Source organism: Pseudoalteromonas piscicida (assembly GCF_000238315.3).
Taxonomy (GTDB): Bacteria; Pseudomonadota; Gammaproteobacteria; order Enterobacterales; family Alteromonadaceae; genus Pseudoalteromonas; species Pseudoalteromonas piscicida.
Genome location: NZ_CP011924.1, coordinates 2560623 through 2585997 on the forward strand (window position 1 = coordinate 2560623; position 25375 = coordinate 2585997).

The window sequence follows — 25375 nt, forward strand, 5'->3', positions numbered from 1 at the left end:
GAATATCACATACTACTGGCTCAACTTGCAGCTACAGTATCCACTGCTTCAGTAACTGTCTAAGCTTTTCGGCCTCTATCATTACGCCGCGCTGCTCGTACCATTGAATGCTAACAATCAAATAAATTTGGCAAAATACCGTCAGCTTAGCTTGAGCGTATGAAGGCATGGCTTGCCGCTTTAGAGAAAAGTAAGACTCAACTACCGTAAGTGCTGCTTCAACATCACAGCTAAAACTACACACCAGCGCTGCTAAATCAAAAAATATGTCACTATGACAAGCATACTCAAAGTCGATTAACCGAACCCCCTCTGGACTTTGAATAATATTGCTCATGACTAAGTCATTATGGCAAAACGCCTGATCCACAGGTAAGGAAGCTAAGCTTTCGATAAGCCGTTCGATGTCGACTAGGTGACGCAGTTTCTCATCAATAGCCTGAACATAACCGACCAAGTCCAGCACCTCATATATTTCAAGCTCTAAGTTATGCACCTGAATAACTTGTGCTAGCAACGCAGTATTTAACTTTGGCTCAGCACACACTTCTGGCATAAAAGTAAATAGTGCCATACGAGTGCGTAGGTCATACTGCAGTACGTTAGAAGTAATGTCTTGTTGCGCTAACTTGTTTTGCGCCTTTAAGGCCTCAGTAGGAATACCATGGCTATAGCATTTTAATAAGTAGCTTTCGCCTTTACTCACCATCAGGTAATTATTGTTACTCACGCCTTTTGTCAGCTTTTCTAATCGCTCAGCTGAAACCTTGAATACGGTATTCACCTTTACTTTTAATTTTTCAAGCTCAGAGGGCTGCAAGCGTCTTTCCTTGCTTAGCTTCATATTCTTCGTACCAACGCTTGTAGCCCCAACACGCCATCAAGGTGTAGAAAATAAATAGCACCAGCGTAGGATAGAAGCCTTTAAGGTAATAAAGGTAGATAGAGGCTGCATCAATCACGACCCAATATAACCAGTTTTCAAGAATTTTCTTAGCCACTAAATAAGTCGTCACCACCGCAAAGCATGTGGTAAAGCTATCTAAATAAGCGAGATCTGCTGCCATATAATGCTTGGTGAAATAACCGAGCAAAACGGAAACCACTGAAGTGATAACAATGATTGAAAGATGTTTTGATAGCGACCAAGAAACAATATCACTGGGCTTGTTTTTATCACCCTGACGCCACATCCACCAACCGACGACGGCCATGACCATATAGTAAAAGTGCAGCAGTGATTCCATCACTAGTGCACCGTTCCAGTACAGCACGGTATAGATAAAGGTGTTAATAAAGGCCACAGGCCAACACCATATATTCTCTCGAATTGCCAGCAATAAATAGGCAACAGCCAACACCACAGCGATATACTCCCAACTCGACATCGCAGTGAACCCTGCAAAGGTTTCAGTAAACCAGTCCATTAATCACAGGCACTATCAGCTGGAGATAAATCGCCTGAGATAAACTTACAAACAAAAATACATTTTCCGTAAGCTTCAAATGAGTGTTTCATTTCTTGATTCAATACTGAGGTCACTAAATCAAATTCACCAAAGACCTGAGTTGACATCGTATTTGTGATCACCTTGATCCCTTCATGCTCATTCAGCCTATCAATAAAACCTTTAATAAAAGGGATATAGTCTTGGTGCAGTGGGTACTTGCTTATTTCAACAGAAAATTGCATGGGCGCTCCTTACAAATGGCAGCCGATTATTAATATTGCTGGTTTAGATTTTCCCCACCGGTAAAATCCGATTTTGGGGTATAGTTAATCCAGTCTTGCTGATAGATAATTTTACCTTTTTCGTCAAACTTTAGCACTATCAGAAATCGCCAAGGCCCTAACTCGCGTGACGTATAATTAAAGCGATTAAAAACGCCTCTAGCAACCACGGTTCGAGTCGTGCTATCGACTATTTTATCTTCAACCACTAAGGCGGGTTGTTCATCCAGCACAGCAAAATTTCCAGCAGACCAGTTAAAAAAAGCCGTAATCTGATCTTTACCTTGTGCCTTATGGCCAAAAACCATATCTTCCAGCACGGCATCTTCGGCATAGAACTCGATAAACTGGGTAAAGTTCTGCCGCTGAGCATAGGTATTAAAGTAAGCATCGGCATGGCTGATGAATGTATTTTTGTTACTGATATTAACCGAATTACTGCAACCACTCAGTATTGATATAGAAAATAACAAGAACCCATAGCGCATCATAGCCACTCCAAAAGCCGTATTAATTGTGTATAAAAAAAGCGCCTATAGCGCTTAATTCGACAATGATAAAATATGTATTTTTATACTGTTACTATACCCAATGGTTTAGCGGTTTTCCACGCTCCACGGGTAAAGTCTGGAATACTCAATGATTCACTGCGATTAGCCACTGACTGAGCCGATAACGGAGAAATTACCGACCAAGCCGCACCGTCGTATACGTCTTGATCTAGCGCTTCACCATTGCGCAGGCAATAGATCATGCGCCAGAACATTAAAAAGTCCATACCACCATGACCGCCATTGCGCTGTGCTTCTTCACCCATTTTAGTCCAAAGCGGATGGTCGTATTGTTTGTACCATGGATCCATTTCGTAATCCCATTCATGGAAGCTCTTAGCACCACCTTGCTCTAACGCGATACGATTAGGGAAACCAGCAAAGACCCCATTAGTTCCTTGAATAAGATTGTGACGAGAATAAGGCCTAGGTGTGGTCGTATCGTGTTGTACCATGATACTGCGTCCTTTGATGGTCTTAATCATCGTGGTATTCATATCACCCGCAATATACTGTAGTTGATTGCGTTCATGATCTGCCGGAAATTCGCGTTTTGCATAGGCTGCACGACCCAGGGCGGGAGAACTCATAGAGGTTAAGTAATCAAAACGATCACCGCGGTTAATATTCATGTACTGAGATACTGGCCCTAAACCATGAGTTGGATATAGGTTACCATCTCGCTTAGTATGCCAGTGTGTACGCCATGAGCCGGTCTTGTGCTCAATTTCCTTCATTTGCCAACGTAGTTCATGAATATATGCAGCTTCACCATGTAATAACTCACCAAATACACCTTGGCGAACCATATTCAGTACCATCAACTCATCGCGACCGTAATTGACATTTTCCATCATCATACAGTTTTTTTGCGTGCGCTCTGCGGTGTCGACTATCTGCCACATTTCTTCAACGGTCAACGCTAAAGGCACTTCAACAAACGCGTGCTTACCACTATTCATGGTATCAATTGCCATCGGCGCGTGCCATTTCCAAGGTGTTGAAATGATAACGATGTCAATATCATCCCGGTTAAGCATTTCTTGATAAGCTAAGTCACCACCACGATACAGCGCAGGTTTCGGCAAACCTCGCTCGCGCACAAGGTAGTCAGCCGATTTTTCAAGCACTTCATCATGGGTATCACAAATCGCGACAATACGTGCGCCATCGATGTGACTCATACGCTTTACATGACCATAGCCACGTTGGCCAACCCCAATAAAACCTACCCGAACTACGTCCATTTTTGGTGCTACGAGTCCAATGACAGAGCGGCCTTGTTGCTTGGGTACAATGCTATTATTTTGATTAGAGCTTGCGCACCCAGCTACTACACTCGCAGCCGCTGCCGCTCCTGCGGCTTTTAAAAAGTCGCGGCGGTTTATATTTTTCATTCTTACTCCTAAACGATACTTCTTAACAGCACTAATACTGCTAGCTATCAAGCTAACCTATCCCAATCTTAGGTTCAAAACATTGCGATAAAGCCGCAAAAAAAGCGCTTGAAGCGCTTTTTCTTAAAATATACTAAATCGTTAAATTGCTCTGATAATATTATTCAGACAATCCTCTTTTTCTAGCACACTGGAATACAACGCAAACTGGTTCTTCGCACGGTCAAGATTATGATTGGCTCTGTGGGTTGCAAAATAATTATCTCCATCTAAGTGATCTGTTAAAAATCTCAGACCTATCATGAATGGCATCACTTTGGCGCCAAGAATAAAACTGTCTTTTTCTGCTTCAGTCACACTGTCTTGTAACGGTTCAATGTACCCTTGCGCCAGCGCAGCAAAGATATTTTCTCTTACCTGCACATTACTCAAGTTCGTAGAGTCTTCAGCTTCTGGCGAACAGAAGGTACGTACCATATCGCCAAAATCAAACAACCAGTTACCTGGCATACAAGTATCTAAGTCGATAACGGCTCGTGCTGCATCACTCTGTGTTGAGAACAGCATGTTGTTGATTTTGGTATCGTTGTGGCAAGCTCTAAGTGGTACTTGTTTTTGTGCCTGCTGCAATTCTTCTGCAAGTGCAAATTGCTGCTGAAAAGCGGCGATAACATCACTGCACTTTTCCGCGCGACCATGCTCATCTTTCGCAAGTACTTGGTTGAATGCGTCAATACGCATCGCCAAGTTATGAAAGTTTGGAATGACATGATGTAACTGCGCCGCATCAAAATCATTTAGCGCATGTGCAAACTGCCCGAAGGCATTTGCAGCCGTTAATGCTTGTTGTTCGTTTGCCACTACGTCTTCGCTATAACTGCGGCCAATAAATGCAAGCGCACGCCAAACTTCGTCATTAATATCGACTAAATATTGGCCTGAACTCGTCGCTAAATGCTTTATGATAGCGAGACTATATTCACCATTTAAGGCTTTTGCTGTTAAGTGCTGTTCAATCGCTCGCGCATTTTCAACAAGATGCAAAGGGTTTGGAAATACCGTGGTATTTAGTTTTTGTACTACCATGGTTTTGTGGTTGCCCTGCAACAGCATAGTCGTGTTGATATGACCACTACCAATCGGCTTCATTTTAGCTTCTTCACTAATGAGACCGTACTCATCAGCAAGTTGTTGCGCAACGGCTTGATACTCCATATTCACCTCAAAAGGAGTTAAGTCGGATGTAGTTGTGTGGAGATGATTATCTTCCCTGACGTGCTTCATAAATCTTTCTCGCGACAATGTCTAGTTCGCTCTTATAAGTTATACCGTACCAATGTGATTTAGCTTGGTAGACCGTCACGGTTTGCAGGCCCTTATTGATACTGTGTTGGATACAATCTGGCAGATAATACTCTTTTTTGACACCGTTGTCATAACTCCTTAAAAACGCATTAAATCCGGCTTCTAATGAATCAAAAAGTGACGGCGTCACACCCCAGCAGGTCATCGAAGCAAGCGCAGAGTGTGCGATCTTACATCGCTTACCTGCAATATCACCTGACAATTCGCCGTTTTCAAAGCGAATATCTAATGCTTCTTCAACCGAGTGTAGTTGTTGCGCTTGTACCTGACAAACGCCACGGTTTACTCCACCTTGTTCAGATAAGGTATTTATAATTGGGTATGCGACCATCGCCATATTGCGATGATTTTGAAAATGTTCAACAAGCTGCTCAAATGCATCAGGCCCGTAATAATCATCCGCCGTGATAACTATCGCTGGCTTATCAACGTATGCCTTTGCACACAACAGCGCGTGCCCTGTGCCCCATGGTTTTTCTCGCCCGGCTAAACAGTCGATAAATTCACTTGGAATATCGCTAAGCCGCTGCTGCACTAAAGTAATGTTCAGCGCCTTCGGCAATCGTGGCAATATCACATTTTCGATTAGGCTTCGCACTTTGTCATTAATGATCAAAATAACATCGCGCACACCAGCATGATGCGCGTCAATTATGCTCAATTCCATAATGCTTTTATCGATACTTGGCAGCTCAGCAACCTGCTTGTTACCACCAAAGCGGCTTCCTAATCCACCAGCCAAAATGATCAGCGTAGGGGGTTGTTCGATTCCTATCATTGAAAAAATATCAAAACTCAAATAAGCGGGTAAGTGTACTGAGCTTTTGCTCAGAATAAAAGCAATTGCGAGGAAAGGCGACCTCGCAATTAGTGTGAACTAGCTAAACTTTTGGCATAAGTACTTTATTTCTTGGTATTCAAGCAGTCCTTCCTGTGCTCCTTCTCGGCCAAGACCTGAAAACTTCACACCACCGAAAGGCGCTACAGGATTGGATATGATCCCTTCATTAATCCCAACCATACCATACTCAAGCGCTTGACTTACTCGCCTTATTTGATTGCCATCATTCGAATAAAAATAAGCAGCAAGCCCTTCCGGCACAGAGTTTGCCATTCTTACCACTTCATCTTCACTCTCAAAATCAATAATGCTGACAATCGGTGCAAAAATTTCTTCATGGAAGATCCGCATGGTGCTATTTACACCCGTGATAACTACCGGTGCTATAAATTGGCCGCTTTGTTTATCACCTTGATAAGCGATGCTCGCACCTTTAGCTAACGCATCTTCCAACAACTGCTGTGCTTTTTGTTTGGCTTCAAGTGAAATGAGTGGACCAATATCAACACCTTGTTCTAAACCATTTCCCAAGGTGAGCGTGCTTACCTGCTGAGTGAGTGTATTGAGTAACTCTGCCGCGATACCTTTCGCGACAAACACGCGATTTGCGGCCACACAAGTTTGTCCTGAATTTCTAAACTTCGCTGCCATCAAACCACTTACCGCTTGCTCAACATCAGCGCTGTCGAAAACAATAAATGGTGCATTACCACCAAGCTCCATTGAGGTTCTTTTCACCGTATCGGCACATTGCTTCAACAACGCACTCCCCACTTGTGTTGACCCCGTAAAAGTGAGTTTTCGCACTTGTGGTGACTCAGTAAGATGTGCTACTAACCCTTTAGAATCGTTAGTCACTAACACCTGAAAAGCGCCAACTTCCATTCCAGCCTGAATAGCCAGCTTTGCAAGAGCAATGGCCGCAAGAGGAGTTTTTTCAGAGGGCTTTAAAATAAAACTACAGCCTGCGGCATAAGCTGGTGCTACTTTTCTGGTGATCATCGCCAGTGGAAAATTCCACGGTGTGATCCCAAGTACAATACCAACCCCTTGCCTAATAGTCGTTAGCTCATGAGATTGAGAATGACTGGGAATAACCTGACCATAGGCACGCTTGGCTTCTTCGCTATACCATTCAATAAATCCTGCAGCATAATCCGCCTCGGCAAGTGCCTCCTTAAGCGGCTTGCCTTGTTCCTTAGTGACGATTTCAGCCAACACCTGACGATGCTCTATTACCAATTCGTACCATTTTCTAAGTACTTGACTACGGGCATGTGCTGTGGTGCTAACGAGTTTTTCGAAGGTTTCAGCCGCTGCTTGCAGCGCTTTATCAGCTGCCTGATTATCCGCCTCAGAAACCTGAGCAAGGTGCTCTCCAGTTGCAGGATTAACCACATCGACATGCGTTTTACTATGATGTGCTTGGCCATTGATAAGTGAAAATTCGGGATTACTGATGAGTGACATAGCGTTCCTCCTAGAAAAGCAAAAAGCCGTAGTATAAGACTACGGCTTTTATTAAATTTGTCAGTAACAACCTAGGTTGTTAGCAGCACTTAATGGTCTTCATTTACGATATTGAGATTGTACTTTGGAATTTCAACCACTAAGTCTTCATCACTAATTATCGCTTGGCAACCTAAACGAGACTCAGCTTCGAGACCCCATGCTTTATCTAGCATGTCATCTTCTAACTCATCGCTTTCTTCCAGCGAGTCAAAACCTTCACGAATAACGATATGACACGTAGTACATGCACATGATTTTTCACAGGCATGTGGAATACTGATTCCGTTTTTCAACGCCACATCGAGTACAGTTTCACCCGTTTTCGCTTCGATTGCAGCACCTTCCGGACATAACTCTTCATGGGGTAAAAAGATAATTTGTGGCATATTACACCTCGTCTACCGACTGCCCTTGCAGTGCCTTTTTAATTGATTCATCCATACGGCGTGAAGCAAAATCACTACTCGCCTGATCGACTTCTTCGATCGCCTTTTTAATCTGCTCTGGATTGTCTGCACTTTCGCGAATTTGTGCAAGTTCAGTCATTGCACCGCGCAGTGTATTGAGCTCATCTTCTGCCAACAGATGACCATCCGTTGCAAGCGATGCCTCTAACGCTTCCAACACACGCAGTGCTTCAACCTGCTGCTCTTTAAGCATACGAGCGCTCATGTCTTCTTTGGCATTGCTCATCGAATCTTTTAGCATTTGTGCTACTTGGTCATCGCTCAAACCAAACGATGGTTTTACCTGGATCTCAGCCTGTACGCCTGTCGACTTTTCTTCAGCCGAAACACTCAATAGACCATCAGCGTCAACTCTAAAAGTGACTCGAATATGCGCAGCGCCTGCCGCCATTGGCGGAATGCCTTTTAGACTAAATTTAGCCAAGCTACGACAATCATCAACGAGCTCACGCTCACCTTGCAATACATGTAATGACATAGCAGTTTGACCATCTTTAAAGGTGGTAAACTCTTGTGCGCGTGCAACAGGAATAGTGGTATTGCGCGGAATGATTTTTTCAACCAGTCCACCCATAGTTTCTAGACCTAAAGACAATGGCAATACATCAAGCAGTAACATGTCAGAGTCAGGCTTGTTACCCACTAAAATATCAGCTTGGATAGCAGCACCTAATGCCACCACACGATCTGGATCGATTGATGTTAGTGGCTCTTTGGCAAAGAAACTCCCGACTTCTTCACGCACCACCGGCATACGAGTCGACCCACCGACCATCACAACCTGCAAGACTTCTTCTGCTGTGACACCGGCATCTTTTAACGCGCGGCGACAAGAGCGTAAAGTCTTTTTAACCAATGGCATTGCCATTTCAGCGAATGCTTGACGCGTGATCGTAACAACCAACTTTTGCTCGCGAACTGGTAGCTCTACGTTTACCGTTTCATAGCTTGAAAGCGCTTCTTTACAGGCTCTTGCCTTATTGATAAACAAGCGTAGCTCTTTAGGGTTTAAATCAAATAGCTGCGTTTGCTGTTTGAAGAAATCGACCAACAGTGAATCAAAGTCATCACCACCGAGGCTAGAATCGCCACCGGTTGATAATACCTCAAACACGCCTTGGTTTAAGCGTAAGATAGAAATATCAAACGTACCACCACCAAGGTCATAAACCGCGATCACGCCTTCTTGACCAGAGTCTAGGCCGTAAGCTACCGCAGCTGCAGTCGGCTCATTGAGAAGTCTTAATACTTTTAGACCAGCAAGCTCGGCTGCGTCTTTTGTACTTTGTCTTTGTGCATCATCAAAATACGCAGGTACGGTGATCACTGCGCCCATTACATCTTCACCAGCAAAGCTATCAATAGCACGTTGGTGTAATGTTTTTAAAATTTCAGCGGAGGCTTGTACTGGACTTACAGCGCCAGCTACGGTTTCAATAGCAAGCGAACCGTTATTATCGACAAAGTTATAAGGCAACTGACCATAGCTTTGTTCTATTTCAGATTGCGTTTTACCTAAAAAACGTTTTACAGAAATAAGCGTATTTGTCGGGTCTTCAGCAGAAGCAGCTTGGGCTTGTTCACCAACGATAACCTCTGAGTCGGTGTACCTTACTACCGACGGCAGCATAGGTTTACCCATTAAATCGCTAAGGGTCTTCGTTTCGCCACTTTGTACTGTTGCCACAAGAGAGTTCGTGGTACCTAAGTCAATACCAATCGCTAATTTATGCTCATGAGGTGCCGCGCTCTGCCCCGGCTCAGCAATTTGCAATAATGCCATAATGCTCTTTTCACTTTAACGTTTGTTGATGCTATACATCATCAATCGAATAATTCATCTTCGATACGTGCTAATTCGTCGCGTAACTTGTAGACAAACTTTAGCTTACGAATATTGTCTGCTGCGGCTTCTAATGTGCTCATGTCATCGCTTTGAAGCTGCTCGGCAAGGGAGGCGCTAAACTCTGTATCTAACGCTTTAATCTGTGTTTCGAACTCTGCAATCGCGCCGTCAGGATCCGCCGCATCAGGTAATTCTTCTAATGCTTCGCGCAGCTCCATCTGTTGCATTAAAAACATCGGATCTTGCAACGTTTGTTGCTCTGCACGTATGTCTACACCCTTTTCGCTTAGCATATACTCGGCGCGTTTAACTGGGTGTTTAAGCACCGCTAGCGCGTCGTTGATCTCTGCGGTTTTCTGTACCGCGAGCAACTTCTCACGCTCACTTTTACCAGCAAATCTATCTGGGTGAACTGCACGCTGTAGCTCTAAATAACCTTGATTTAGTTTGTTTAAATCAACGTGATAATCAACAGGTAAATCAAATAATTCAAAATAACGCATACGCACCTAATACAGCAAAGCCCCACCAAGGCAGGGCTTTAAGCTATTCACTGTTGCAAACTATACGGTGAAGCTTTCGCCACAGCCACATTCGTCCTTCTGATTTGGGTTATTAAACTTAAACCCTTCATTCAGACCTTCTTTTGTATAATCAAGCTCTGTGCCGTCGATATAAACTAAACTTTTTGCATCAACGATGATTTTGACATCTTTGTCTTCAAATACTTCATCGCCTTCATCTAAATCGTCGACAAATTCGAGAACATAAGCAAGACCTGAACAGCCCGTGGTTTTAATACCAACGCGCAGCCCTATGCCTTTTCCACGGTTACTCAAAAAGGCTAATACGCGATTAGCGGCTGCATCTGTTAACGTCACTGCCATAATAGTCTCTTACTTCGCTTGTTTACTCTTATAATCTGCAATCGCAGCTTGAATCGCATCTTCTGCCAAAATTGAGCAGTGGATTTTCACTGGTGGCAACTCAAGCTCAGCACTGATATCAGTGTTTTTGATAGTCGCAGCTTCTTCTAACGATTTACCTTTCACCCACTCAGTCACAAGGGATGATGATGCAATCGCGCTACCACAACCATATGTCTTGAATTTCGCATCTTCGATGATGCCTTCTTTTGACACTTTAATTTGTAGTTTCATTACGTCGCCACATGCAGGTGCCCCCACCATGCCCGTTGCTACGCTTGGATCGTTCTTGTCTAAAGAACCTACGTTACGTGGATTCTCAACGTGGTCGATAACTTTATCACTGTAAGCCATAACTATTTCCTCACTACCTGCTTGCGGCTGGATAGTATCCAGCCAGCGGCTAAAACTTGCTTAATGGTGTGCCCATTCAACGCTATCTAAGTCGATGCCATCTTGGTGCATTTCCCAAAGCGGTGACATCTCACGTAAGCGACCAATAGAATTCTTAAGAAGATTGACGGTGTAATCGATCTCTTCTTCTGTCGTAAAACGACCAATACTGAAACGGATAGAGCTGTGTGCTAATTCGTCATTACGACCTAGAGCACGCAGTACATAAGATGGCTCTAAGCTCGCCGATGTACATGCAGAACCTGAAGAAACCGCAATGTCTTTTACCGCCATCAGTAGACTTTCACCTTCAACAAAGTTGAAGCTGATGTTTACAATGCCAGGTACTGATTGGTCGATAGCACCATTAAAATAAACTTCGTCCATATCCATTAGGCCGTCCAATAGACGCTGACGAAGCGCACTGATGTGTGCATGGTCTTTTTCAAAGTCTTGCTTAGCAATTCTAAACGCAGTGCCCATACCCACAATTTGGTGAGTAGCAAGCGTACCTGAACGCATACCGCGCTCATGACCACCACCGTGCATTTGCGCTTCTAAACGCGCACGTGGCTTACGGCGTACGTACAACGCACCGATGCCTTTAGGGCCATAAACTTTGTGGCCAGAAAATGACATAAAGTCTACTTTCAATGTTTGTAGGTCGATTAGTACCTTGCCAGCACTTTGCGCCGCATCAACATGGAACATGATTTTGCGCTCACGACACATCTCACCGATAGTCGCGATATCTTGAATAACACCTAGCTCGTTATTAACGTGCATTACGCTCACTAAAACAGTGTCTTCGCGCATCGTTGCTTCAAGCTTTTTCAAGTCAAGTAAGCCGTTGTCTTCAACATCCATATACGTCACTTCAAAGCCTTGACGCTCAAGCTCACGGCAGGTGTCTAGTACTGCTTTATGTTCAGTACGAACGGTGATGATGTGTTTGCCTTTCTTTTTGTAGAACTGTGCAGCACCTTTGATTGCAAGGTTGTTTGATTCAGTTGCACCAGATGTGAAAACGATTTCACGCGGATCAGCGTTGATTAAATCAGCGATATCATTACGCGCCTGATCAACCAGTTCTTCTGCTTGCCAACCGAAACGGTGTGAACGAGAAGCTGGATTACCAAAGTTACCATCCATTGTCAGGCACTGCATCATCTCGTCTGCAACACGCTGATCAACCGGAGCGGTTGCTGCATAATCTAGATATATCGGTAATTTCATTTATCTCTCCGCTTGACGTCAACCTAGAGTTGACAGCTCACTTGAATATTGTCTAATTGCTCGATAACACGTTTAACGTGCTTATCTTGCCGCGTTGCTACGGATTGAACATCCGCGTCGGCGACTAACTCGGCTAGGGAAATACTGTTTAAAAACTCTTCAATTCGCACACTTAAATCAGACCACAATGAATGAGTCAGACAGCGCATACCGCTTTGGCAACCGCCGCCTTCGCCGTGACAACGTGTTGCGTCAACGGACTCGTCAACTGCATTAATCACATCACCAACGGAAATCGTGTGTGCATCACGGCCTAATAAGTAGCCGCCGCCTGGACCACGTACAGAGCTAACTAAGCCATGTTTACGTAGACGGGCAAATAATTGTTCAAGGTAAGATAGCGAAATCTCTTGTCGTTCAGAGATATCGGCTAGTGGAACAGGGCCAATACTTGCGTGTAACGCAACATCTAACATTGCTGTCACGGCGTATCTGCCTTTTGATGTTAGTTTCATGCATAACCCCCGCTAATTTACCAAGCCGCAAATTTTAATTACTTGACTAAGATAGTCAAGTATTAACCAAGCATAATAACGGCTTTAAATCTGCAACCCTCGTATGCCTACCCGAAATACCTGAGTAATTTAATCAAGTATTATGGATATTGTAATTACCTGAGTATTTTAGTCAAGTATTAGTGATGAAGATTTATGCAAGATTTCACAAAAGGAATGGTTAATATTTAGACGATAGAAATATAACAGTATTGGCGCGCTGAGTTGGCCAATACTGCATCCTGTCTGGTTTACTTGTTAGTAGATTTATCTATCGAACTTAGGATCCCACGTAGAATATTAAGTTCTTGCTCTTCCGGTCTAGCGCGGTTGAACAAACGCTTTAGCTTAGTCATTACCATGCCCGGATGCTGCTTGATGATAAAGCCGGTGTCATTCAGGGTATTTTCAAGATGCTCGTAGAATAACTCCATCTGCTTTGATGATGGGTAAATCGTTTCATCTACTTCTTCTGGCTGCTTTTCTTGCGTGTCTAGATATGTCATACGCGTTTCGTAGGCCAAAGTTTGCACTGCCATGGCAAGATTAAGCGAGCTATACTCAGGATTAGCTGGAATACACACATGATAGTTGCACAATTGCAACTCTTCATTTGTTAGGCCGCTATTCTCACGACCGAATACAAGGGCGACAGGACCATTCACCGACTCAGCAACCAATTTTTGTGCACACTCACGCGGGTCTACCATTGGCCACGACAAAGTGCGTGAGCGCGCACTCGTGCCAATAGTTAAAGCGCAATCAGCAATCGCCTCTTGAAGTGTATCGACTTTAGTCGCTGCACCCAACACGTCGGTTGCGCCAGCCGCCAATGCACTTGCATGGCTGTCCACTTCACATGCAGGGTCAACTAAATAAAGCTTAGATAACCCCATCGTCTTCATCGCTCTCGCAACAGAGCCAATATTGCCAGAGTGTGAGGTGTTCACTAATACAATTCGAATATCTTCTAAAGCCATTTACACGAGTCTCAAACAAAAATAATGGCGCAGTGTAGCATATCTAATTTGCGTTTTTCCAAGCTCCACAACCAGAAATTAAAAATCTTTACGCAGCAACGGAGTACAAAAAACAACCAGAAAAATTCACAATTGGTTATTTACTTTAGAGAAAAAACCGCTAGAATACGCCGGCTCAAAATGATCCTGTTCTTTTACAACCTAAAGGTAATGCTATGCATCCAATGTTGAACATTGCGGTACGCGCTGCGCGTAACGCAGGTAAGATTATCCTACGTGCAAGTGAAGATTTATCGCGCGTTGAAGCCACTCAAAAAGGCACTAATGATTTAGTAACTAACATCGATAAAGATGCGGAATCAATCGTTCGTGACACAATTTTAAAATCTTACCCTGATCACTCTATTGTTGGTGAAGAATTTGGTCATCACGAAGGCAAAGATGCAGACTACCTTTGGGTTATCGATCCTCTAGACGGTACAACTAACTTCGTTAAAGGTATTCCTCACTATGCTGTTTCTATCGCGTTAAGAGTTAAAGGCCGCGTAGAGCAAGCTGTTGTATACGATCCAATCCGCGACGAGTTATTTACCGCTTCTCGTGGCCAAGGCGCACAGCTAAACAACAAACGTATTCGTGTATCTAAGTCTATTGAATTACAAGGCACTGTGCTTGCCACGGGTTTCCCTTTCAAGCAAAAGCACCACATGGATGCCTACCTAGAAGCATTCAAAGCATTATTCATTCATACAGCTGATATCCGCCGTGCGGGCTCTGCAGCTTTAGACATGGCATATGTTGCAGCAGGTCGTATGGATGGTTTCTTTGAAATTGGCCTTAAGCCTTGGGATACAGCAGCCGGTGAGCTGCTAGTAAAAGAAGCAGGCGGTATGGTCACTGATTTTGCTGACGGTGCTAACTTTAACCGTAGCGGCAACATCATCTGTGGCGCACCTAAGCTTTGCCAAGCGATTGTAAAAGAAATTCGCCCGGTACTAACTGAGTCATTGTTAAAATAATAACTCTGGCTTAGATGAAAAACCCAAGCACTGCTTGGGTTTTTTTGTATCTGATTGAGTCTAAGAATAACAATAGCAAGAGCTAACTGTTACTCCAAAATCAGGTATTTAAGCTGAGCGTCGGATGTCTACTTAATTTCCACACGGGCTGAGCGCATCACGATTTCATCGTTTAGCTCAATACCAAGCCCCGGCTCTTCTGACACTCTAAAGATACCATTCTTAGGCTGTGGATCTTGCAAGCATAGCTCTCTGTTCCACTTTTTGATTGCGTAAGTATGGTGCTCATGGATCAGGAAGTTTGGGATCGCGGTTTCCAAGTGTAATAACGCTGCAGTTGCAACCGGGCCACCACAGACGTGCGCCTGAATACGGATATCAAAGATATCGGCGTAATCACATACTTTCTTGGTTTCCGTAAAGCCACCACATAGGCCAATATCTGGCTGCAGTACATCAATACTTTGATCTTCAAAATAAGGGCGAACACCCCAGCGATTATACAAACGCTCACCACCTGCGATTGGTACAGAGGTCTTGTTTGCTACCTTCGCATGTAAAGAGTGGTTAAGATAATTCACAGGCTCTTCATAATACATACAATCAAATTCTTCAGCGATATCTGCAATTTGAATGGCAGATGTCGCGCCCGGTAAGCTGTGGCATTCAAAAATAATGTCGACTTCATCACCTACCGCTTCACGTATTGCTTTCATTCTTGCACGGTATAATTTCATTTCCGCACGCGAGATAAGCTTAGTTCTATCGTAATAGGTGTTGCCATCTTTGTCGTACTGAATTGGATCAACTTTAACCGCATCGTACCCTTCTGCAATGGCTTTGTGAGCCGCTTCAGCATACTCGTGTGGCTGAACAAGCGCCTTAAATTCGCTATCCCAATCAAACTGTAATTGCGAGGCATAGGTGCGAAGCTCAGGGTTCACTTTACCACCAAGCAACTGATAAACAGGTAGGTTTAAGGCTTTACCTTTAATATCCCAAAGCGCGGTATCTATTGCTGACATCGCCGCATATACCACAGGTCCGCCACCTAAACCCCAAAAACCTTCTCTCAGCATACGCGACCAAAGCAGCTCAGTTTGAAAAGGGTCATGACCAATCAAAAAGGCTTCAGCCATTTCTTTGATCATACTGGCCGCAGCACTGTGACCAAGGTCGTATGCAAGCCCTGCTTCACCAACCCCTGAAATACCTTCATCGGTGTGAATACGAACAAAAACGGGTGTCCAAGCAGGTCTATCTGGACAATGAATATCGAAAACTTCGACGCGATTAACTTTCATGTTGACTCCTATTGCGCAAAGCTTGGGTCTAGGCGGTAAGCTTTACGAAGCATTGCAGGCCATGCTAATTGACCACCGGTGCTACCGCTATGCACGACATTCGCTTGGTTATAAATGTTATCAATAATGGGTTGTGGTACAGGTAACGCTTGTTGTCCCGTTGCTTGAATTGCAACTTGGATTTCGCATGCACGCTGTAAATCATAAAAACGCATAAAGGCATCGCCTACCGTTGGTCCAACAGTTAAACCACCATGGTTTACGAGCAGCATGTGATTAGTTGTACCTAAGTCATCTTGCAAACGCTTTTTCTCATCCATATTCACCGCTAAACCTTCATAGCCGTGATATGACAGTGATGGTAAAGAGAACATGCTATGCTGACTCAAAGGCAATAAACCACATTCTACACTCGCGACTGCAATCGTTTCTTTGGTATGGAGGTGAATAACGCAATGCGCATCTTCTCGCACCTCATGGATTGCACTGTGAATGGTAAAGCCCGCCGGATTAATCTTAAATGGCGTATCATCAAGAATATTTCCTTCGAGATCGACCTTCACCAAATTGGAAGCGGTGACTTCATCAAAGGTCAGCCCAAAGGCGTTTACTAAATAATGATCCGTTCCCGGCAAACGCGCCGACATATGTGTATAAATTAGATCTCCCCAACGAAAGTGCTCAACCAATCGATAGCAAGCGGCAAGGTCAACACGCAGTTGCCATTCTTCTGCGCTTACTTTGTCTTTTAAATTTAACTGAGGTAATTCGAACATGGGGATCCCTTATTGACTCCACATTTGGATGTATATAAGTCTAAAATAGCTTAATTATATCTTCAACTAAAAACCACCGCGAACGGTGGTTTTTTATCATCTTTGACATCTAATTTTGATGTTATTCAACTTTAGATAGATACTCTGCAATCGCATCGATTTCAGCGTCAGTGACATTGGCAACCATCGCTTTCATCGCCGCTGACATACCATTATTACGTTTACCTGATTTGATATCTTTCATTTGTGCGGCTAAATACTCTTTGCTTTGACCATTTAGCTTAGGATACAGAGGCATGATTGGTGCTTTACCTTCTGCACCATGACAGGTTTGACACATTTTTGCTGTGTATAATGCTTTACCATCTGCAGCCATTGAACTTGCTGAACCTAGTGCGCAAATTGCCACCGTAGTCCCTACTAGTAGTTTTTTCATCTTGCTCATATCATTACTCTTTTTATTGACGGTTAACGTTGTAAGTCAGTGTAGACTAAAGTTTGACCTAAAGCCTAATCACTACCACATCAAATCATCTGGGACCTCAAAGTCAGCGTAAGGGTCATCCTCATCACCTTGCTGATTGTCCTCAACATGGAAAACGATATACTTCTCGTCTACCTCTGCAATCTTTCTAGCAGGTTCATCTTGTAGTACGTAGAACTGCTCTTCTAACACACAAATCGCTAAACGCCCCTTTGATAGCGCTTTTTGTGTTTCGGAATTAACTTCTAACTCCTTCACCTTATTTTGGTATGTGAAGTTAAAGGTCACATTGCCGCGGATCTCATCTTGGTTATGATGTTCTAAGATCTGCTTCACGCGAGCAATTTGCTCTTTATCTTTTAGCGTTTCTTGCTTCGCTTTATTTAGCTCTTCGGCACGCTTTTGCTGCTCAAGCTTTGTTTGCTCAATATGTTTTTGGAGGTCTGTTTGGTCGCTCGTTGCGCCTTTTTTCTTTTTCTTCTGCTGTTTACGCTTTTGTGTTTTTGCAACTTTCGCTTTGTGCTCAGTTGTTAGACCTGCTTTTAGCAACTGATCTTGCAGTGAACCCATCATGCAACTCCGTAAAATAGACTTTTCACTATTTTAACTCAGCAATTTCGATTGACCAGAGAGGAATCGTTCAATCTAATGTAAAACTACCAAAATTATTGTTGCACACCGTGATTTAGCGCAAAAAATTGTCATCTAGTTTGCTTTAATTTAAGCTAACTCATCGAAATTAAAAGCCTTATTGCTTAATGCCTGTCATTCATCTACTGCTTTGCTCCGTTACCATTTTTTTTGTGCTCTATGCACCGCAGCCGCTGCTGGCTGAGTTTGCAGAGCAATTTAATGTGTCAGCGTCAGATGCAGGCATGCTGATGTCAGCAACTATGCTACCTCTGGCTATCGCGCCAATCTGCTACGGATTATTGCTGACAAAGTCTAATCCGCTGCGCATTTTAAAATGGACCATGCTGCTATTGGCACTCAGCAGTGTAGCATTTGCTTCAATGACTTCGTTTTCAGGGCTCTTGTTTACCCGGTTAATTCAAGGACTATTATTACCTGCTGCACTTACTGCGATGATAGGTTATATCGGCCAACAGTTTAGTGGCTCACAGTTGAAAAGAAACATGAGCTTGTACATCGGAAGTACCATAGCCGGAGGTTATTTTGGCCGTACGCTTGCAGCCAACTTTACTGTCTGGTTTGAGTGGCAAAGTTTCTATTACCTAAACGCATTGTTATTGATTGTGCTAGCATTTAGCATTCGGGCCAGCAAGAACAAACCACCAATAATTCACGCGACAAGGATCAGGGACTACCTGGCACCACTCAAGCAATCACGCCTAGTGAGATTATACAGCTCTGTATTTTGTATGTTTTTCTGCTTCGCGGGACTACTTAACTTTTTACCTTTTATACTCAAGTACGACTTTAATTTAACCGATCCCAGCAAAGTGGGCTGGGTCTATACAGGCTATTTAGTTGGTGCTTTAGGGTCTATCGTTACACCTTGGCTACAAAGTAAATTTCATTCTACCTGGCGATTTTTAGCTGTGATGTTCTTCATCTATGCTACAACCATTGCGCTATTACCCGTGGCGTCTGTGTTCTTTTTTGTGGTCTTATTTACGCTATTCTGCGCCTGTATGTTTGTGATCCATTCAACCGCTGCGCCATTAGCCAACAGTATTAGTCAGGCACCTGCAACCGTCACTAATGGCGCTTATGTTTCATTTTATTATTCCGGAGGCGTGCTGGGTTCTTATCTTCCGGGTTTGATTTATGAGCAAGCTGGTATCACTTGGTTTTGTGCGTCACTTTTTACCGTCTGTACAGTCGGCTTAGCTCTGAGTTTGAGAAACACAGTCAACCCAGTGAGGTGAGTGCCCAGTGACTTGCCAAAAGCGTTTCAAATCTTCGAGCGTTAACACCCAAGTTTTAGTATTCACTAGAGGGTGACACTGCCATAACTGCGCAGATTGCAGTTCACTATCAAGCCATAATTCGACTTGTTGCTCACTGTCGTTATGCAATGTGAGTGCTGATACACAGCCTTGTTCCACTCCTAAATACTTTGCTAGCCTGTCCGTCGATGCAAAACCTAAACGCGACATCCCTTGAGATTTAGACAGCGCTTTTAGATCAACTTGCTTATCTGCAGGAATAATAAAAAGAAAGTGTCGCTTTCCATAATTATCTCGAAGAAAGAGGTTTTTCAGTCGCGTCCCTTTTCTCTCTAACTTCAAGTTGTCAGCAGCTAGACAAGTATGTAACGGTGGATGCTCATAATTGAGATAATTGATATCTAACTGAGCGAGCCGCTCTGCAAGTGCACTCGGATTGTTTCTGATCACAAACACTTACCTCGTAGCTGAACGCTACGATGTCGCCAGTACACATCAGTAATTTTATGACCTGCATTACAGTAGTCCGCCTCAATCAAAGCAGGTTTTAATAAGGCGACGGCTTGCTCTTCTAACTTGAGTTTTAGAGAGGGGGAATCTTCAATACGCTCAAACTCAGCAAAACGTTTTAGCTCTCTTCTTGATATTGGCTTACTTGCATCCAGCTCCATTCGAGGTGTTGCTTGTACCGTGACAATAAAAGCAAATTCTTGATCACCAGTTGGCGAAAGACGCTTATGAAGAGATTGTTTTTCGATAATAAGTTCAGGCTCATCAGGCTGTGATGCACAACTCGCTAGCAGCCCAATAATGAGAATAGAAAAGATAGGACGCAGAACCATAATTCGCTTAATTCGTTTTATTTTCAGTTCAGTGTAACAAAGACTATAAAAAAATAGCGAAATTTTTTGTCTGGGGTTGACGGGAATATAAAAAATGATTAAATTTCGCTTCGTCTACTGACGGAATGTGGGGCTATAGCTCAGCTGGGAGAGCGCCTGCCTTGCACGCAGGAGGTCAGCAGTTCGATCCTGCTTAGCTCCACCACTTTCCGCTCTTCTTACTTCTTACTTCTTACTTCTTACTTCTTACTTCTTACAAAATTAACCCTCTAAATCGAAAAGAAAAAAGCCCAAGTCTTTCGACCCGAGCTTTGCAGTTACTTATGTCATTCTGTGTATACCACTGAGTATAATTCTTCCACCTACTCAAGCAGCATCAGTTCATTATTCTCTGATTTGGCCTTCACCATTCACTAAAAACTTTTCGGTTGTTAGCGACTCCAAGCCCATAGGTCCGTATGCGTGCAATTTGGTGGTAGCAATACCAATCTCGGCACCTAAACCTAACGCTGAACCATCACTAAAGCGTGAGGAAGCGTTAACCATCACAACCGACGCATCAACACCGCGTTGGAACAAATCAGCAGCTGCTTTGTCTTCCGTACAGATAACTTCAGTATGATGACTGCCAAAGCGATCAATATGTGCAAGCGCTGCATTAAAATCAGCAACCTGACGAATCGCTATTTCAAGGCTCAAGTATTCTTCACCAAATTCGTCATCACTTAATTCAACTGCATTATCAAAATAAGCTACGGTTTGCTTACACGCATTAATTTTCACACCCCTTTCAGCCAGTGCTGCAGCAACTTTCGGTAAAAAAGTCGGAGCGATATCTTGGTGAACGATTAACCCTTCAAGCGCATTACACACACCAGTACGCTGCGTTTTACCGTTTAACAGGAGCGCCATTGCTTTGTCGAGATTGGCTGTTTTATCTATATACAAGTGACACACGCCTTTAAAATGCTGGATCACTGGCACCGTGCTATTCTCAGTAACGAAATTGATTAGACCCTCACCGCCACGTGGGATGATAAGGTCGATATACTCTTTTTGCTGCATCAGCTCCATTAACAACGCGCGGTCTGGATCAGGAATAACAGAAACCAACGCGGCAGGTAGGTTATGTTTTTCAAGCGCCTTATGCATCGCTTTTGCGATCTCTAAAGAACTCGCTAACGCCTCTTTACCACCACGTAAAATAACACCATTACCTGATTTAAAACACAGCGCACCTGCGTCAGCGGTGACATTGGGGCGCGCCTCATAAATCATGCAGACAACACCAAGTGGCACTCGCATTTTGCTGATTTTAATGCCATTTGGTCTTACACCCATGTCTCTACGTGCACCCACTGGATCGTCCAGTCGAATGATGGTTTCGATACCTTCAGCCATGCTTTCAATCCGCGCTTGGTTAAGCGTTAATCTATCGATCATGGCGTCGCTAAGCTGGTTATCACGAGCAGCAGCTAAATCAGCTTCATTGGCTTTAATAATGGCATCGCTGTTTTCACGGATCCCTTTTGCCATATCTGCTAACACTGCATTTTTTTGCTCTGTAGATAATAGTGCTAACTGTTTCGCTGCTTTTGCAGCCTGTGATGAAATATCTGTGATTAAACTCATGTCTTATGACTTCTCCAATAATGCAATATCTTGTTCTGAAATAACGGGTCCGATACTATCTTGAATTCTTTCGCTGATCGGATTCTCTTCATGTTCAGTTAAAAAGTTTAATAGGCAGCTACTGTAATTGGTGGTTGCTTTGGCTAAGCGCTTACCATCTTTGCTCCTCACGAGTACGGTATCTCCAACAGAAAACTCACCTTTTACTTCAGTGATTTCATCACCACTTAACTGACCCACCACTTGATTTTCGCCTGAGCCATAATCGCTATCTACGACCAGCTCACCTTGCTCTGATGCTGTGTGAGTCATCCAATGCACCGCTTCTTGCATCGGTTTATCATAGGCTGTAAATACCGTGCCTGGATTTTTTCCCGCCAACAATAATTCAAAGGTTGTTTCTTCGAAGCCGTTAACAATATAAGTATCTATATCGTGAGACGTCGCCTTTTCAGCAGCTTCAATTTTGGTCTTCATACCACCGGTGCCAACCTTGCTCGTTGGACAACCTGCCATATCGTAGATTTCTTCAGTGATCTCTGTCACCTCTGAAATCAGCACTGCGTCAGCATGTAAATTAGGGTTTTTGTTATATAAACCACTGACGTCGGAGCAGATAATTAGCCCATCAGCATCTGCAGCCCCCGCTACCATGGCAGATAAATTATCGTTATCACCCACCTTCAAATCGTCTGTGGTCACGGTATCATTTTCATTGATAATAGGCAGTATTCCATGATCGAGTAAAGTGAATATTGTTTCACGAATACTGGTATATCGCTCCCTGTCACGCAGGTCGCCATGAGTCAGCAATATCTGCGCCGACGGAAAGTCGAAGAAGCGGTCCCACGTAGCCATCATCTCGGTTTGGCCAGCTGCCGCCATCGCTTTTTTTACCGCAATGCTAGGCTGCTCTGAGTTTGGAAATAAGTGTGACCCTGCTGCGACTGAACCTGAAGAGACGAGGATTACTTCAATACCTCTGGCTCGACAACGCACGATGAATTGCGCGATGCTGAGTAAATAGCGGGATCGACACCCATCTTGCTCTGGCGCGATCAGCGCACTCCCGATCTTGATTACTATACGTTTTGACTGTTTCATCGACATAAATTCCTGCATTAAATTAACCACCCACTCACGAGTTGGTACTCCAAATATCTCCTATTAGAAGACAACAGAAAGCGCAATGCATCGACCTAAAAGTCGGCAAATAGATAAAACAAACAGACGTGCGACGGCGAAGACCTTAGTCCCATCATGTCGCCACACATGCTAAACCCAGACACAGCAACTATCGTTAACTGGCTGACATTTCACTAATAGAAGATTGATTGTGACATCAAGTACTTAACCCTTGACGTCGAGCCGTTTCCAACAGGGCCACCATGGTTTGGTGCGGCCGGAAAGGCTGTACCGCAATGAATAATTGCGTAATGAGTAGATTGTGAATGACGGCGCGATTTACTCCACGCCTTGAACGCCTATTACCTTAACGTAAGCTCGGGTAAGATTGCAACCCTATCCCATGTTAATTATTTATGACCACCATAAATCAATTTTATAATACCTTATTTTCAGTAATTTATTCACTTTACCCTCATTCGCGCTGTGTTATAACTGGATGCTAGCTATACTGATAAAAATGTTGGGATAATCCAACCGGGGAGAATCTATGTCAGCAATCTACATTGCAGGTATTGCAGTATGTTCTGTAATAGCACAATGGCTTGCTTGGGCCTTTAAGGTTCCTGCAATTTTGTTTTTACTTCTTATTGGTCTTGCTTTGGGGCCATTTAGTGGCACGCTGGATCCAGATGCCTTACTCGGGGATTTACTCTTTCCCGTCGTCTCACTTTCCGTTGCCGTTATCCTTTTTGAAGGTTCACTAACCCTGCATTTTAAAGAACTCAAAGGAATTGGTAAGGTCGTACGGAACCTTTGTTCTATCGGGATGTTGGCAACCTTTGCGGTGATAGCAACAACCGCAATTTTCGTGCTGGAGCTTAACTGGCAAGTTGCCGCCGTATTGGGCGCAGTACTTGTCGTGACCGGTCCAACGGTTATTGCCCCGATGCTGAACGCGATGCGCCCAGACAAAGACATAGACCGTATTTTACGTTGGGAAGGTATAGTCATAGACCCTATTGGTGCACTCTTTGCGGTACTCGTATTTGAAGCCGTCTCTTTAGTTGGTGGCGAAGGTATCTTCAGTCACACCCTATGGGCGCTTGTATCAACACTCGGTGTGGGGATAAGTATTGGCGTCGCATCAGGTTACCTCACCACTTACCTAATAAGAAAAGAGTGGCTTCCTTTCGAGCTTCACAAATTCGCCATTTTAGCGCTCGTGTTGTTTAGCTTTACGCTATCGAATCATCTGAGTCATGAGTCAGGCCTACTTGCCGTGACCATCTTTGGTATTTGGCTCGCTAACCAAGATGACTTGGAAATAGACTCAGTATTAGAGTTTAAAGAAGATCTCTCAATGATCCTGATTTCGAGCTTATTTATCTTACTCGCGGCACGACTCAAATTAGAAGATTTAATGCTGTTAGACACCGACGTCTTTATCTTTCTTGCTGTAGTATTATTTATTGCTCGACCACTGTCGATATTCTTATCGACGTTCAATACTGACTTACCGATAAAGTCTCGTATTCTGTTAAGCTGGATAGCTCCTCGAGGCATTGTTGCTGCAGCTGTAGGCTCAGTTTTTGCGTTGAGTATGACCAAATCACAGATAGCAGATGCGGATAAAATGGTGCCGCTTATTTTCACCGTCATCATTGTCACCGTGGTACTACAAAGCCTAACGGCAACGCCTTTCGCACGTCTTTTAGGAGTGCGTCAACCAAAGCCCAATACCTTACTTATCATTGGTGCAAACCATGTAGCTAGAGCGGTGGCTAAGGGCTTAAAAGACCAAAATATTGATGTTTATCTCTCCGATCCCGCATGGGAAAACTGCAAAATGGCAAGAATGGACGGACTGCCTTGTTACTATGGTAACCCATAGTCGGAACATGCCGAGCGTTACCTCCCGTTGACCAGCTTAAAGTCAGTGCTAGCGCTTTCACCTAACCGTCACCACAACGCATTAGGCGTACAGTACTTTTCTCATTTACTTGGCGATCAATGTGTTTATTCGCTCAAATCATCCACTAACCACGCTAAGGCGAACAAAGATAGCGCCACTTTCCTTTCTCGCCAAATCTTGTTTGGCGACGAAGGTAACTACGCCAAGCTAAGTAGTATGATGGCTAAGGGCGGCAAAGTGAGCGTAACTCGGATCTCAGAAGAGTTTAAATGGGAACAGTATAAAGAGGTTAACAGTGAAGCAATCCCACTGTTTGTACTCACAGAGCAGAACAAAGATGAGGAACCCATCTTGATCCGCCCTTTTACCTCTGACATGAAAAAGCTTCCAGAAGAAGGCGACCGCGTATTGGCGTTGCAGCCGCCTAAGCTAACGGTGCTTAAAGATCCAAATACGAATAAAGAAGGCCAAATTGGTGCAAAGCTTAGCAGCCAACAAATTACTTAACCAGAGATTTGGATAAGTAATAAGCTAGCTTACCGGCTTTATTTAGAAGTAAGCAAAG

The 25375-nt window shown here is 43.8% G+C and carries 26 protein-coding genes, 1 tRNA gene and 1 pseudogene; 4 read left to right on the forward strand and 24 right to left on the reverse strand.

Annotated elements, in window-relative coordinates; genetic code table 11:
- Positions 1 to 31 precede the first annotated feature (31 nt).
- The 16 genes from PPIS_RS11925 to trmJ form a co-directional block, all read right to left on the reverse strand.
- Positions 32 to 844, reverse strand: a complete 813-nt coding sequence (locus tag PPIS_RS11925; RefSeq protein WP_248694222.1) for a phosphotransferase — start codon at positions 842 to 844, stop codon at positions 32 to 34.
- Positions 807 to 1427, reverse strand: coding sequence for a nicotinamide riboside transporter PnuC (gene pnuC / locus PPIS_RS11930; RefSeq protein WP_010378986.1), 621 nt, complete (start codon positions 1425 to 1427; stop codon positions 807 to 809). The genes PPIS_RS11925 and pnuC overlap by 38 nt, the downstream gene beginning before the upstream one ends.
- Positions 1427 to 1693 (reverse strand): YkoF family thiamine/hydroxymethylpyrimidine-binding protein, encoded by a 267-nt coding sequence (locus tag PPIS_RS11935; protein WP_010378984.1) that lies wholly within the window; start codon positions 1691 to 1693, stop codon positions 1427 to 1429. Before PPIS_RS11935 ends, pnuC begins: the two co-directional genes overlap by 1 nt.
- 29 nt (positions 1694 to 1722) lie before the next feature.
- Entirely contained in the window at positions 1723 to 2223 is a 501-nt protein-coding gene (locus PPIS_RS11940) for a nuclear transport factor 2 family protein (protein ID WP_017218495.1), read from the reverse strand.
- An 80-nt stretch (positions 2224 to 2303) separates the two neighbouring features.
- Positions 2304 to 3680 carry a Gfo/Idh/MocA family protein gene (locus PPIS_RS11945; protein WP_010378982.1) on the reverse strand — a complete coding sequence of 459 codons (1377 nt, stop codon included), beginning with the start codon at positions 3678 to 3680 and terminating at the stop codon, positions 2304 to 2306.
- 141 nt (positions 3681 to 3821) lie between these two features.
- Entirely contained in the window at positions 3822 to 4895 is a 1074-nt protein-coding gene (locus PPIS_RS11950) for a phosphotransferase enzyme family protein (RefSeq protein WP_010378980.1), read from the reverse strand.
- Between the two features lie 46 nt (positions 4896 to 4941).
- Positions 4942 to 5823 (reverse strand): nucleotidyltransferase family protein, encoded by an 882-nt coding sequence (locus tag PPIS_RS11955; RefSeq protein ID WP_010378978.1) that lies wholly within the window; start codon positions 5821 to 5823, stop codon positions 4942 to 4944.
- Positions 5824 to 5922: 99 nt separating this feature from the next.
- Entirely contained in the window at positions 5923 to 7356 is a 1434-nt protein-coding gene (locus tag PPIS_RS11960) for an NAD-dependent succinate-semialdehyde dehydrogenase (protein WP_010378976.1), read from the reverse strand.
- An 89-nt stretch (positions 7357 to 7445) separates the two neighbouring features.
- Positions 7446 to 7784: an ISC system 2Fe-2S type ferredoxin gene (gene fdx, locus PPIS_RS11965; RefSeq protein WP_010378974.1), complete on the reverse strand. Its 339-nt coding sequence runs from the start codon at positions 7782 to 7784 to the stop codon at positions 7446 to 7448.
- Between the two features lies 1 nt (position 7785).
- Complete coding sequence (hscA, locus tag PPIS_RS11970; RefSeq protein ID WP_010378972.1) at positions 7786 to 9648, reverse strand: Fe-S protein assembly chaperone HscA; 1863 nt, start codon at positions 9646 to 9648, stop codon at positions 7786 to 7788.
- Between the two features lie 41 nt (positions 9649 to 9689).
- Positions 9690 to 10214: a co-chaperone HscB gene (gene hscB, locus PPIS_RS11975; protein ID WP_010378969.1), complete on the reverse strand. Its 525-nt coding sequence runs from the start codon at positions 10212 to 10214 to the stop codon at positions 9690 to 9692.
- Positions 10215 to 10274: 60 nt separating this feature from the next.
- Complete coding sequence (gene iscA, locus PPIS_RS11980; protein ID WP_010378967.1) at positions 10275 to 10598, reverse strand: iron-sulfur cluster assembly protein IscA; 324 nt, start codon at positions 10596 to 10598, stop codon at positions 10275 to 10277.
- A gap of 9 nt (positions 10599 to 10607) precedes the next feature.
- The gene (gene iscU / locus PPIS_RS11985; RefSeq protein WP_010378965.1) at positions 10608 to 10991 is read right to left on the reverse strand and encodes a Fe-S cluster assembly scaffold IscU; all 384 of its coding nucleotides are present in this window, start codon (positions 10989 to 10991) and stop codon (positions 10608 to 10610) included.
- 60 nt (positions 10992 to 11051) lie between these two features.
- Positions 11052 to 12266 (reverse strand): IscS subfamily cysteine desulfurase, encoded by a 1215-nt coding sequence (locus PPIS_RS11990; RefSeq protein WP_010378962.1) that lies wholly within the window; start codon positions 12264 to 12266, stop codon positions 11052 to 11054.
- Between the two features lie 23 nt (positions 12267 to 12289).
- On the reverse strand, positions 12290 to 12781 hold the full coding sequence (iscR, locus tag PPIS_RS11995) for a Fe-S cluster assembly transcriptional regulator IscR (RefSeq protein ID WP_010378960.1): 492 nt from the start codon (positions 12779 to 12781) through the stop codon (positions 12290 to 12292).
- Positions 12782 to 13071: 290 nt separating this feature from the next.
- The gene (gene trmJ, locus PPIS_RS12000) at positions 13072 to 13800 is read right to left on the reverse strand and encodes a tRNA (cytosine(32)/uridine(32)-2'-O)-methyltransferase TrmJ (protein ID WP_010378958.1); all 729 of its coding nucleotides are present in this window, start codon (positions 13798 to 13800) and stop codon (positions 13072 to 13074) included.
- A gap of 215 nt (positions 13801 to 14015) precedes the next feature.
- Between trmJ and suhB the strand changes: the two genes are divergently transcribed.
- A complete protein-coding gene (suhB, locus tag PPIS_RS12005; protein WP_010378955.1) occupies positions 14016 to 14819 on the forward strand; it encodes an inositol-1-monophosphatase in 804 nt (267 codons plus the stop codon).
- A gap of 128 nt (positions 14820 to 14947) precedes the next feature.
- Here suhB and PPIS_RS12010 read toward each other — a convergent pair whose 3' ends face one another.
- From PPIS_RS12010 to PPIS_RS12025, 4 genes are all read right to left on the reverse strand, one after another.
- Positions 14948 to 16123: a mandelate racemase/muconate lactonizing enzyme family protein gene (locus tag PPIS_RS12010; RefSeq protein ID WP_010378954.1), complete on the reverse strand. Its 1176-nt coding sequence runs from the start codon at positions 16121 to 16123 to the stop codon at positions 14948 to 14950.
- An 8-nt stretch (positions 16124 to 16131) separates the two neighbouring features.
- Positions 16132 to 16899 carry a class II aldolase/adducin family protein gene (locus PPIS_RS12015; RefSeq protein WP_010378953.1) on the reverse strand — a complete coding sequence of 256 codons (768 nt, stop codon included), beginning with the start codon at positions 16897 to 16899 and terminating at the stop codon, positions 16132 to 16134.
- A gap of 121 nt (positions 16900 to 17020) precedes the next feature.
- On the reverse strand, positions 17021 to 17344 hold the full coding sequence (locus PPIS_RS12020) for a c-type cytochrome (RefSeq protein WP_010378952.1): 324 nt from the start codon (positions 17342 to 17344) through the stop codon (positions 17021 to 17023).
- 72 nt (positions 17345 to 17416) lie between these two features.
- Complete coding sequence (locus PPIS_RS12025) at positions 17417 to 17953, reverse strand: DUF2058 domain-containing protein (protein ID WP_010378951.1); 537 nt, start codon at positions 17951 to 17953, stop codon at positions 17417 to 17419.
- A 188-nt stretch (positions 17954 to 18141) separates the two neighbouring features.
- Here PPIS_RS12025 and PPIS_RS12030 point away from each other — a divergent pair, with 188 nt between their 5' ends.
- Positions 18142 to 19275: an MFS transporter gene (locus PPIS_RS12030; protein ID WP_010378950.1), complete on the forward strand. Its 1134-nt coding sequence runs from the start codon at positions 18142 to 18144 to the stop codon at positions 19273 to 19275.
- Here PPIS_RS12030 and PPIS_RS12035 read toward each other — a convergent pair.
- Together PPIS_RS12035 and PPIS_RS12040 are read right to left on the reverse strand one after the other, a co-directional pair.
- The gene (locus PPIS_RS12035; protein WP_010378949.1) at positions 19234 to 19746 is read right to left on the reverse strand and encodes a prolyl-tRNA synthetase associated domain-containing protein; all 513 of its coding nucleotides are present in this window, start codon (positions 19744 to 19746) and stop codon (positions 19234 to 19236) included. The genes PPIS_RS12030 and PPIS_RS12035 overlap by 42 nt on opposite strands.
- A complete protein-coding gene (locus PPIS_RS12040; RefSeq protein WP_010378948.1) occupies positions 19743 to 20138 on the reverse strand; it encodes a hypothetical protein in 396 nt (131 codons plus the stop codon). The genes PPIS_RS12035 and PPIS_RS12040 overlap by 4 nt, the downstream gene beginning before the upstream one ends.
- A gap of 129 nt (positions 20139 to 20267) precedes the next feature.
- Here PPIS_RS12040 and PPIS_RS12045 point away from each other — a divergent pair.
- Positions 20268 to 20343: transfer RNA gene (locus PPIS_RS12045), tRNA-Ala, on the forward strand.
- 179 nt (positions 20344 to 20522) lie between these two features.
- Here the strand turns inward: PPIS_RS12045 and PPIS_RS12050 are convergent.
- Positions 20523 to 21770, reverse strand: a complete 1248-nt coding sequence (locus PPIS_RS12050) for a glutamate-5-semialdehyde dehydrogenase (RefSeq protein WP_010378947.1) — start codon at positions 21768 to 21770, stop codon at positions 20523 to 20525.
- A gap of 3 nt (positions 21771 to 21773) precedes the next feature.
- The gene (gene proB / locus PPIS_RS12055) at positions 21774 to 22880 is read right to left on the reverse strand and encodes a glutamate 5-kinase (protein WP_039955965.1); all 1107 of its coding nucleotides are present in this window, start codon (positions 22878 to 22880) and stop codon (positions 21774 to 21776) included.
- 565 nt (positions 22881 to 23445) lie between these two features.
- Here proB and PPIS_RS12060 point away from each other — a divergent pair.
- Positions 23446 to 25317 (forward strand): annotated as a pseudogene (locus PPIS_RS12060) (cation:proton antiporter).
- Positions 25318 to 25375: the final 58 nt, after the last annotated feature.

Bases quoted from the DNA above. Each gene is read 5' to 3' on its own strand.
- PPIS_RS12020 (WP_010378952.1), bottom strand. From the start codon at position 17,344: ATGAGCAAGATGAAAAAACTACTAGTAGGGACTACGGTGGCAATTTGC.
- PPIS_RS11935 (WP_010378984.1), bottom strand. From the start codon at position 1,693: ATGCAATTTTCTGTTGAAATAAGCAAGTACCCACTGCACCAAGACTAT.
- PPIS_RS12030 (WP_010378950.1), top strand. From the start codon at position 18,142: ATGCCTGTCATTCATCTACTGCTTTGCTCCGTTACCATTTTTTTTGTG.
- suhB (WP_010378955.1), top strand. From the start codon at position 14,016: ATGCATCCAATGTTGAACATTGCGGTACGCGCTGCGCGTAACGCAGGT.
- PPIS_RS11945 (WP_010378982.1), bottom strand. From the start codon at position 3,680: ATGAAAAATATAAACCGCCGCGACTTTTTAAAAGCCGCAGGAGCGGCA.
- hscA (WP_010378972.1), bottom strand. From the start codon at position 9,648: ATGGCATTATTGCAAATTGCTGAGCCGGGGCAGAGCGCGGCACCTCAT.
- PPIS_RS11950 (WP_010378980.1), bottom strand. From the start codon at position 4,895: ATGGAGTATCAAGCCGTTGCGCAACAACTTGCTGATGAGTACGGTCTC.
- pnuC (WP_010378986.1), bottom strand. From the start codon at position 1,427: ATGGACTGGTTTACTGAAACCTTTGCAGGGTTCACTGCGATGTCGAGT.
- PPIS_RS12010 (WP_010378954.1), bottom strand. From the start codon at position 16,123: ATGAAAGTTAATCGCGTCGAAGTTTTCGATATTCATTGTCCAGATAGA.
- fdx (WP_010378974.1), bottom strand. From the start codon at position 7,784: ATGCCACAAATTATCTTTTTACCCCATGAAGAGTTATGTCCGGAAGGT.
- iscR (WP_010378960.1), bottom strand. From the start codon at position 12,781: ATGAAACTAACATCAAAAGGCAGATACGCCGTGACAGCAATGTTAGAT.
- iscA (WP_010378967.1), bottom strand. From the start codon at position 10,598: ATGGCAGTGACGTTAACAGATGCAGCCGCTAATCGCGTATTAGCCTTT.
- proB (WP_039955965.1), bottom strand. From the start codon at position 22,880: ATGTCGATGAAACAGTCAAAACGTATAGTAATCAAGATCGGGAGTGCG.
- PPIS_RS12015 (WP_010378953.1), bottom strand. From the start codon at position 16,899: ATGTTCGAATTACCTCAGTTAAATTTAAAAGACAAAGTAAGCGCAGAA.
- iscU (WP_010378965.1), bottom strand. From the start codon at position 10,991: ATGGCTTACAGTGATAAAGTTATCGACCACGTTGAGAATCCACGTAAC.
- hscB (WP_010378969.1), bottom strand. From the start codon at position 10,214: ATGCGTTATTTTGAATTATTTGATTTACCTGTTGATTATCACGTTGAT.
- PPIS_RS12050 (WP_010378947.1), bottom strand. From the start codon at position 21,770: ATGAGTTTAATCACAGATATTTCATCACAGGCTGCAAAAGCAGCGAAA.
- PPIS_RS11925 (WP_248694222.1), bottom strand. From the start codon at position 844: ATGAAGCTAAGCAAGGAAAGACGCTTGCAGCCCTCTGAGCTTGAAAAA.
- PPIS_RS11990 (WP_010378962.1), bottom strand. From the start codon at position 12,266: ATGAAATTACCGATATATCTAGATTATGCAGCAACCGCTCCGGTTGAT.
- PPIS_RS11940 (WP_017218495.1), bottom strand. From the start codon at position 2,223: ATGATGCGCTATGGGTTCTTGTTATTTTCTATATCAATACTGAGTGGT.
- PPIS_RS11960 (WP_010378976.1), bottom strand. From the start codon at position 7,356: ATGTCACTCATCAGTAATCCCGAATTTTCACTTATCAATGGCCAAGCA.
- PPIS_RS11955 (WP_010378978.1), bottom strand. From the start codon at position 5,823: ATGATAGGAATCGAACAACCCCCTACGCTGATCATTTTGGCTGGTGGA.
- trmJ (WP_010378958.1), bottom strand. From the start codon at position 13,800: ATGGCTTTAGAAGATATTCGAATTGTATTAGTGAACACCTCACACTCT.
- PPIS_RS12040 (WP_010378948.1), bottom strand. From the start codon at position 20,138: ATGGTTCTGCGTCCTATCTTTTCTATTCTCATTATTGGGCTGCTAGCG.
- PPIS_RS12025 (WP_010378951.1), bottom strand. From the start codon at position 17,953: ATGGGTTCACTGCAAGATCAGTTGCTAAAAGCAGGTCTAACAACTGAG.